This window comes from Rhizobium lentis (genome assembly GCF_014200175.1).
Classification (GTDB): Bacteria; Pseudomonadota; Alphaproteobacteria; order Rhizobiales; family Rhizobiaceae; genus Rhizobium; species Rhizobium mulingense.
Map to the genome: position 1 here is coordinate 307,542 of NZ_JACHBD010000010.1, position 8,361 is coordinate 315,902.

Genomic DNA, 8,361 nt, shown 5'->3' on the forward strand with positions numbered 1-8,361 from the left:
GGCTGGAGAGAGGGCGCGCCGTGCCTGCCACGGCACACCGCAGAGAGGCTGGCAGGTGCCACGCACCACGATCAGCCCTCATCCTGAGGTGCCCCGCAGGGGGCCTCGAAGGGCGAGGGCGGGTGGTTCCGGTGGCCAGCCCCGTCCTTCGAGGCTTCGCCCTATGGGCTGCGCACCGCAGGATGAGGCTGGAGAGAGGGCGCGCCGTGCCTGCCACGGCACACCGCAGAGAGGCTGGCAGGCGCCACGCACAACGATCAGCCCTCATCCTGAGGTGCCCCGCAGGGGCCTCGAAGGACGAGGGCGGGTGGCACCGTGGCCAGCCCGATCCTTCATGAGGCTGGAGAGGGCTCACTCCAGCACCAACCACCCCGAATACCGCACCACCAGCCCGGTCAGCCGCCCGCCGATCTCGACATGAAAATGGAACCGGCCATCGCGCTCCTCCTCATAAGTATCGCCGCCCGGCGCCAGGGAAAGCGGCAGCGGAATGCCGCAAAACCGCCAGCCGCGCACCACGAGCCGCAGCTTCCGCCCCTCCGGCACCAGCGCCAGCAGCACCCGGAACGGCCCGAAGACCTCGGCGAGCAGGTGGCGCTCACGGCCGGTGCCCGCCGCCTGCCAGCTGCGGAAGGTCTTCGCCCCGAAAGACCGCGTCCAGATCTCCCGGTCGCCATCGGCGGCAAAGCGTACCGCGACCGGCACATCGTCGCCGGCCGGGGGAAAACCGATCACGCCGGCGACGAGCCGGGCGAGCAGCCCGCCGCCGCGCTCGATCCGTGCCCGGCCGGAGGCGAGGCGCGTGCCGCCGGCATGAATCGCGGCAAGGGCGGGCGGCAGCTGCTGCCAGGCGCTGCCGAGAATGCGCCGGTAGAGCGGCGGCGGCTCCTCCTCGTAGTCCAGCCGGATGCCTGAGGTGATCTTGAACCGCCGGAAGGCCGCTTCGAAATCCGCAAGCGACAATTCCCCCGCCGCCGGCCGCGCGCCACTCTGGGGCCGGATGCCTTCAAGCAGCCGGCGCACCAGCGCCTCCACGCCGATGACCGGAATGAACGGCCCGTCATCGCCTTCGGCAATCAGATCCCAGCTGGATGTGATCCGCCGCCCATCGCGATCGAGCCCGCCGGCGCGCACGAACATGCCGCCGCGATGCGCGCCGAGGGCGAAGCCGTGGCTGGCTTCCTGCAGCACCCTGGAAAACGGCCTGAGTGACGGCAGCAGCCGGAAGCGCACCAGCCGGGCGGCAAGCCCAAGCAGCCGCTGCAGCGCCTGCGGCTCGGTGCCGACGCCGGTGAAGGTCGATTGCAGCCCGGGAACGTGCTGCGGCAGCAGCGCAAGATCGGGCGCATCGACCAGCAGGAATTTCCGGCTGGCGAGCGGCGCCACGCCGGGCGGCGCGATCGTCACCCGCATGTCGTCGATCAGCCCCGACCCTGCGGCCGGCCGCCCCTCGCGCAGCAGCGCCACCGGCTTGCCGGCATAGCTTGCGATCGCCTTGACGACATTGAGGCCGATCTTGACATGCGCCGACGGGGCAATGCCCGCCGCCACGCTTTCGATGCGGGAGAACTGCGGCGCCATCGCCGCGAGTGCGGCGAAGGAGAGCGCCGGCAGGCTGCTGAGGCCGGAGAGCGCAAAGGTGCCCTTCGCCCGCGCCTCGGCATCGAGCCCGCTGATGCCGGCGACGAAGCCGGTGCTGTCGGCAAGATCGGCATAATCGATGTCGAGGCCGATGCAGGCGCGCACGACCTTGTAGGGGTCTTCCCCGAAACTTTGGAACGGCCCCGAGGCATCGACGACGAGATCCGGCCGCAGCCGCGTCAGCTGTTCGATGAGATCGCCGTCACGATCGAAGGCGACCGCCTGCAGCCACGCGCCGAGATCGTTGCCGCCGAGGCGCCCGGTCCAACCTCTCGGCGAGCGCAGCTCCGCCACGAAATCGTCGGCTTTTTCGAGCGAGCGCCCGGCGATCAACAGCCTGAGGCGCGGTTCATCGCCAAGCAGCCGCGCCAGCCGCCCGCCGAAAGTGCCGTAACCGCCGATGATCAGCAGCGAGAGCCGGCCGCCGCTCATGTGATGAACCGGCTGCGCTGCTCCGCCGTCGGCACCATGCAGCTCTGCCGCCCGGCGATCTTCAGCCGGTTGCGGGCGATGAATTCATAGAGCGCATCGGCAAGGCGGCGCGGCAAGAGCCGGAAGACCTTGACCAGCGACCAGGGAAAGCCGAGGCCGGCCACCATGCGGATCGTACCATCAGACTTGAAATAGCCGCGGCCATTCTCGATGAGGATATTGGTCTCATAGTCGCGCTCATTCAGCCCGTAATGCCGGTAAAGGGCGGCGCCGAGCGGCGTCTGGGCGGCGAGGAAGCGGTATCGCCGCTTACTGTCGTGCTTCAGCGCGAATTTCACCCAGCCGGAGCAGAAGACGCATTCGCCATCGAAAACGATCAATGGCTGGTCATCGGCGAAGGCGGGAACGGCGGGATCGTTGCGATAGCTGTAAGCGGCGCGCGCCATGGTAATCTCCCCATCTCACGCTTACAACAGCCGGTAGGTGGCGGCAAGAGAAGGCGGCCCATCCGCCGCGATCTCGCCGCGCTCCACGAGATCCTCGATATGGGCGAGCACGGAAAGTGCTGCCGCCCCATGCAGCTTCGGATCGGTATCGCGATAGATCGCCTTCACCATCTCGGATATCCCGCGGTCCCCCGCCCGGATGCGCTCGAGGATCGCCCGCTCGCGCCCCAGCCGGTGGGCCTTCAGGCCCTGCAGGAAGGCGGCGGGCTGCGTGACCGGCCCGCCATGGCCGGGCAGCAGCAGGCCGTCCTGGCGTTCCATCAGCCGCTCGAGCGAGGCCATGTAATCAGCCATCGAGCCATCCGGCGGCGCGACGATCGAGGTCGACCAGGCCATGACATGATCGCCCGAAAACAGGATATCGCGGCCTTCGAGCGCAAAGGCGGCATGATTGGCCGTGTGCCCCGGTGTGGCCACCGATGTCAGCGACCAGCCATCGCCGGATAGGGTCTGACCGTCACTGAGCGCGATATCGGGCACGAAGGCGAGATCCGAGCTTTCGGAAAACGGATTGCTCTCGCCGTCCCTCAGCGGCCGTGCCGGCCGGTGCGGCCCCTGGCCCACCGTCACCGCCCCGGTTGCCGACTGCAGCCGGCGGGCCAGCGGCGAGTGGTCGCGATGCGTGTGGCTGACGAAGATATGCGTCACCTCGCGGCCGGCGAGCGCCGCCATCAGCGCCCGATAATGCGCCTCGTCCTCCGGCCCGGGATCGATGACCGCGACCGAGGAAGCGCCGACGATATAGCTGTTGGTGCCGTAAAAGGTGAAAGGCCCGGGATTTTCCGCCGTGATCCGCTCGACCCCTGGCGCCACCGGCACGGCGCGCCCATAGGCCGGCTCGAAAGCAAGGTCGAATGCGGGGCTTTCCATGAAGGCGATGATCTCGCGGCCGATGACGTCGCCCATTCCTAGCACGGCCCTTGGCACTCTGCAGCGCATAAATCTGCGGCATGCGCAACTTAGTCATTGTGACAAACGGAGAGCTTTGCTAATCAGGCGTCGATTTGAGCCGGCGCTTAGCGCCGAAAGCTCTGGTGGGGCGTAGCCAAGCGGTAAGGCAGCGGTTTTTGGTACCGCCATCCCCTGGTTCGAATCCAGGCGCCCCAGCCATTCTATATTTCATCACTTATTTCAATGTGTTAATTTAAACTAGAAATTACTAACCGTAACAGTAATCCGATCCATGGAAGCGTATCAGCGGGGCTTTGAATGAGAATTGTGATTCTTGCTCTGGGTATCGCGGCGACCATATCTTCGGAGGCGCCCACCGCCGAGCCAGATCACTGGCAGAAAATGTATCTGAGCTGTCTCTCGGCAGATGTGATTGTTAACGCCCATCGCTCTTGTATTCCGCCCAGTGATCTGTTTGTCGCAGCTGAGAGCGAGTGCAAAGGCAGCTTGCGTCTTGCTGATCAAGAGATCGAAATGCGACACGCCTTGGACGGTGCTAAACGACTGGCGAGGACGGAAGCTTGGAGGTCCGAAGTGGAGGAGTATCGGAAGAGGGTCATTGCGATGGCGGTTGAAGTCCAGATTAACAAACGCCATTGCCCTTGAAGCGCAGCGGGGCTTGTTGCACCACGCGAGCAATCGGTCATGATTGGTGATCTGGACAACGGCTACATGATGGCCCCTGCGGTAAACGGCCTCCATGAGCGGCTGGTTACCGCTGCAAGGAAAAGAAATGTGCCGATAAGATAGTGCGACCCGTCTCGCGCCTCACTGGCGCTCTGCAATCAACCGAACGCCAGTCAGATCCTCGAGCCTCTCCAACAGCGCATCCTGAAACCCCACATCACCAACCTCCGCCGCTGCCTCCCGCCGCTGCCGATGATACCAATACCCGCCGCTGACCTTGGCCGCATCCTCATCGCTCGTCGCCAGCCACGTCTGCGTCAGATGCCCCATCTCAAGATCATCCGGTGCGCCGGCGCCGCCCATCTTCGTCGGCACCCAGCCGGGGTCGACGGCGTTGCTGAAGACATCCGGCCAGTGGCGGGCGAGGGCGGCGGAAAGGGTGGCGATGTGGAGCTTGCTTTCGGAATAGGCCTGGCTGGCGTTCCATGGCCGCCGTTTCCAGTCGATATCGTCGAGGCTGCTGGCGCCGCTGCGGTGCATGCCGCTCGTGAGATAGATCAGCCGGTCGGGGCGGGTGATCCAGGCGGTGAGGAGATAGGGGGCGAGCAGGTTGACCGCCAGCGTCTTGGCGTGGCCTTCCGGCGTTTCGCCGCGGCTCCTTTCGAGGTAGATGCCGGCATTGTGGATGACGGCGTCCATGCGGCCGATGGCGTTGACCTGTTCGGCGATGGAGCGGGTTTCGGCGGCGCTGGCGAGATCGCCGATAACGAGGCCGAGGGCGGTGGCTGACGTGTCGGCGATGGCGGCGGCGCGTTCGCGGGAGCGGGCGTGCAGGACGACGTCATGGCCTTGGCTGATGAGGGTGCGGGCAGCGGCAAGCCCGAGGCCATCGGTGGAACCGGTGATGAAGATGCGGCTCATGGGGTTTCCTTTCGCGATGGTGGGGGTGGGGGAGACAAGCAGTTTTGCAGAATTCGGTAGCAGATGCCACCGGCCGACGTGAGTTCGCGGCCCGCATTGCGCCGCAAGCAGACATGCCATTTGGGCGGCGTGCTGGTTGCGGCGCTTGCCCGGGTGTAGACTGCCGGCCCTGTTGCATGTTCAAGCAAGGCAACGATGATGAATACCCCCGCGCACGATCGGAAGCTGCTTGCGATTCTGGCAGTGGATATGGTTGGATACTCGAAGGCGATGGAGGCCGATGAGGCCGGCACCATCAGGCGGCTGAAGGCCAGCCGCGCCGACCTGATCAATCCCGCCATCTCCGAGCACCATGGCACCGTTATCAAGCTGATGGGCGATGGCGCGCTCGTCGCCTTCGACAGCGTGGTTGATGCGGTTGCCTGCGCCGCGGAGTTTCAGAATAGCGTGGCGGCGCGCAACGCCGACCTGCCGGAGCCTGAGCGCATCGCATTCCGCGTCGGGATCAATCTGGGCGATGTCGCCTTGGTGGATGGCGATCTGTATGGAGATGGGGTGAATGTCGCCGCGCGACTCGAGCATTACGCCGAACCGGGCGGCGTGATGGTGTCGGGGACGGCATATGATCATCTCCAGGGCAAACTCGACTGGCCGCTCGATTTCGCCGGCGACCAGCAGATCAGGAACATGAGCCGCCCAGTGCGGATGTATCGGCTGAGACTCGACGGCAAACGGGCGCGTCGCCCGCTTCTGGGAATGATACCACGCTGGTCCGGGACGGTTGCGGCGGCGATCGTCGCCTTGGCTCTGGCCGGCGGCGGGGCCGCCTGGTGGTTCCTCCAGCCGGAAATGCCGACCGGCAAGCCTTCGGTAGCGGTGCTGCCCTTCGAAAATTATGGCGGCGACGAGGCAAGCGGGCGCCTGGCCAATGGCCTGACCGAGGACGTCATCACCGACCTCGCGCGGTTTCCCGAATTCGACGTGGTGGCGCGCAATTCGACGGAAGCTTACAAGGGCAGGCCGGTGGATGCCCTTCAGGTTGCAGCTGCGCTCCATGTCGGCTTTGTCCTGGAAGGCTCGATCCAGCGGCAGAGTGGGCGGGTACGGATCACTGCACAGTTGATCAATGCAAAAACCGGCCGCCATCTCTGGTCGGAGAATTGGGATCGGCCCGCCGAGGACGTATTCGCCGTCCAGACGGAAATCGCAGAGCAGGTCGCCAACCGGCTCGGCGGCGGAATGGGACTGATTCAAGAGGCCGGGCGGGCTGCAGCCAAACGCAAACGGCCTGAAAACCTGAACGCCTACGATTATTACCTGCTCGGCTCCGAGAAGATCGAAAAGCTCACCAAAGCCGATGACGAGGAGGCCATCACCTTTCTCAATCGCGCCGTGGAGCTGGATCCCGGGCTGGCACGGGCCTGGGTAGAACTTTACCACGCTCATGATCTGATGGGTGTGTTCGGCGTCGATCCCGAGGGCAACCGCAAGGCGGCTGCCGATGTAGCCGAACGCGCGGTGCGGCTCGATCCGCGCGATGCCGAAGCACACGTGGTGTTTGCGATGAGCCTTGCCAATAAGGGCGACATGGGCCGCGCCAAGTCCGAATTCGACACGGCCCTTCGCCTGGCTCCGGGCTCGTCGGAAATCCTGACGTTTTACAGCGGCTTTGCCGCACGCTTAGGAGAGCCGGAACGCGGCGCTCAAATGGTCGACAAGGTCATGCGGCTCGACCCGAACTATCCGATGTGGGCGTCCAACTTCTTCGCACCGGCCTATTTCATGGCGGGGCGGTATCAGGACGCGGTGACGATGCTGGAACGCATGACGCCCAACAACTACCAAAGGTGGACTTGGGTGGTCCGCAGCAGCTCTCTGGCGGCACTGGGTCGAACCGAAGAGGCGAAAGCTTCAGCCATGGAGGCTGTCAAACAGCACCCCGAGGTGACCGTCGAGAGCATGATTAATGAACCCGGCCTGAGCACAATCGAGCGCAACCGGTTCATAGAGACGATGCCGCTCGCCGGCTTCCCGGCATGCGCCAGGCCCGAGGTGCTGGCGAAACTCGCCAAACCTGTGCGACTGCCGGAATGCGAGGCGGGGAAGGCAGAGCCTCTCCAGCAGCCATAAAACAGCCTGCTTGCGAGCCGCCGGTGGATGTTGCGGCACGCAGGTTTGGCCGGGGCTCGATGCGGGATTTTGGGTGTGGGTTTCCGGCGTTTGGTGGGGGGATCGGCAGACGGCGAGTGCGGGCGATCCCGGCGCCGCGGGTGCGGCGAGGTTGGAACTTGGCAGGGCGCCTCCACACACTCCGTCATCCCAGGCCTTGAGCCTGGGATCCATGCGGCGAGTGAGGGTGTTGGCCGCCGGCACTGGAAACGGCAGGGGCAGCCTGTCTGTGACCGTATGTACGTCGAGCGTTGCGTGTGGATCCAGGGTCAAGCCCTGGGATGACGGAGGGTGGGGTGAGGCTCGGGCTAGAACCGCAATGCCGTCGGCCGGATGGCGGAGAGTGGGAGCGCCGGCGAAAACGGCGGCGGCATGGGCGCCGCGGGGTGCGGCGAGGTTGGAACTTGGCAGGGCGCCTCCACACACTCCGTCATCCCAGGCCCTGAGCCTGGGATCCATGCGCCGAGTGCGGTGTTGGCCGTCGGCACTGGGAATGGCAGGGCCAGCCTGTCTGTGAACGTATGTACGTCGAGCGCTGCGTGTGGATCCCAGGGTCAAGCCCTGGGATGACGGAGCTTGGGGCGGGGCTCGGGCTGGAACCGCGATGCCGTCGGCCGGATGACGGAGAGTGGGGTTGCCGGGAAAACGGCGGCGGCATGGATCCCTGCGCCGCGGGGTTCGGCAAGGCTGGAACTTGGCAGGGCGCCTCCACACACTCCGTCATCCCAGGCCTTGAGCCTGGGATCCATGCGCCGAGTGCGGTGTTGGCCGTCGGCACTGAAAACGGCAGGGGCAGCCTGTCTGTGAACGTATGTACGTCGAGTGCTGCGTGTGGATCCCAGGGTCAAGCCCTGGGATGACGGAGATTGGGGTGGGGCTCGGGGCTGGAACCGCAATGCCGTCGGCCGGATGACGGAGAGTGGGGTTGCCGGGAAAACGGCGGCGGCATGGATCCCGGCGCCGCGGGGTGCGGGGAGATTGGAGTTTGGCAGGGCGCCTCCACACACTCCGTCATCCCAGGCCTTGAGCCACAGCTGTCCGGTTTAAATTTAGTGGACATGGCGCACGGTGTTGATTCTACTCATGTTCGAGCGTTTGGCGACGTTCCCGGACA

General features: G+C 65.4%; 6 protein-coding genes and 1 tRNA gene. 3 read left to right on the forward strand and 4 right to left on the reverse strand.

What is annotated here, in order from left to right; genetic code table 11:
- Positions 1-351: 351 nt before the first annotated feature.
- The 3 genes from GGI60_RS23420 to GGI60_RS23430 are packed head-to-tail and all read right to left on the reverse strand — an operon-like array spanning position 352 to position 3,449.
- A complete protein-coding gene (locus GGI60_RS23420; protein WP_183918810.1) occupies positions 352-2,073 on the reverse strand; it encodes an SDR family oxidoreductase in 1,722 nt (573 codons plus the stop codon).
- A complete protein-coding gene (locus tag GGI60_RS23425; RefSeq protein WP_096477307.1) occupies positions 2,070-2,519 on the reverse strand; it encodes a thiol-disulfide oxidoreductase DCC family protein in 450 nt (149 codons plus the stop codon). Before GGI60_RS23425 ends, GGI60_RS23420 begins: the two co-directional genes overlap by 4 nt.
- A 21-nt stretch (positions 2,520-2,540) precedes the next feature.
- A complete protein-coding gene (locus tag GGI60_RS23430) occupies positions 2,541-3,449 on the reverse strand; it encodes an MBL fold metallo-hydrolase (protein ID WP_183918825.1) in 909 nt (302 codons plus the stop codon).
- 165 nt (positions 3,450-3,614) lie between these two features.
- On the opposite strand from GGI60_RS23430, the gene GGI60_RS23435 reads away from it, so the two are divergent.
- Both GGI60_RS23435 and GGI60_RS23440 read left to right on the forward strand, forming a co-directional pair.
- Positions 3,615-3,689: transfer RNA gene (locus tag GGI60_RS23435), tRNA-Gln, on the forward strand.
- A 99-nt stretch (positions 3,690-3,788) separates the two neighbouring features.
- Positions 3,789-4,136 (forward strand): hypothetical protein, encoded by a 348-nt coding sequence (locus tag GGI60_RS23440; RefSeq protein WP_183918811.1) that lies wholly within the window; start codon positions 3,789-3,791, stop codon positions 4,134-4,136.
- Between the two features lie 162 nt (positions 4,137-4,298).
- On the opposite strand, the gene GGI60_RS23445 is transcribed toward GGI60_RS23440, so the two are convergent.
- Complete coding sequence (locus tag GGI60_RS23445; protein WP_183918812.1) at positions 4,299-5,078, reverse strand: SDR family NAD(P)-dependent oxidoreductase; 780 nt, start codon at positions 5,076-5,078, stop codon at positions 4,299-4,301.
- 198 nt (positions 5,079-5,276) lie between these two features.
- Here GGI60_RS23445 and GGI60_RS23450 point away from each other — a divergent pair, with 198 nt between their 5' ends.
- Positions 5,277-7,208, forward strand: coding sequence for an adenylate/guanylate cyclase domain-containing protein (locus GGI60_RS23450; RefSeq protein ID WP_183918826.1), 1,932 nt, complete (start codon positions 5,277-5,279; stop codon positions 7,206-7,208).
- The last annotated feature ends 1,153 nt before the right edge of the window (positions 7,209-8,361 follow it).

Bases quoted from the DNA above. Each gene is read 5' to 3' on its own strand.
- GGI60_RS23420 (WP_183918810.1), bottom strand. From the start codon at position 2,073: ATGAGCGGCGGCCGGCTCTCGCTGCTGATCATCGGCGGTTACGGCACT.
- GGI60_RS23425 (WP_096477307.1), bottom strand. From the start codon at position 2,519: ATGGCGCGCGCCGCTTACAGCTATCGCAACGATCCCGCCGTTCCCGCC.
- GGI60_RS23430 (WP_183918825.1), bottom strand. From the start codon at position 3,449: ATGGAAAGCCCCGCATTCGACCTTGCTTTCGAGCCGGCCTATGGGCGC.
- GGI60_RS23440 (WP_183918811.1), top strand. From the start codon at position 3,789: ATGAGAATTGTGATTCTTGCTCTGGGTATCGCGGCGACCATATCTTCG.
- GGI60_RS23445 (WP_183918812.1), bottom strand. From the start codon at position 5,078: ATGAGCCGCATCTTCATCACCGGTTCCACCGATGGCCTCGGGCTTGCC.
- GGI60_RS23450 (WP_183918826.1), top strand. From the start codon at position 5,277: ATGAATACCCCCGCGCACGATCGGAAGCTGCTTGCGATTCTGGCAGTG.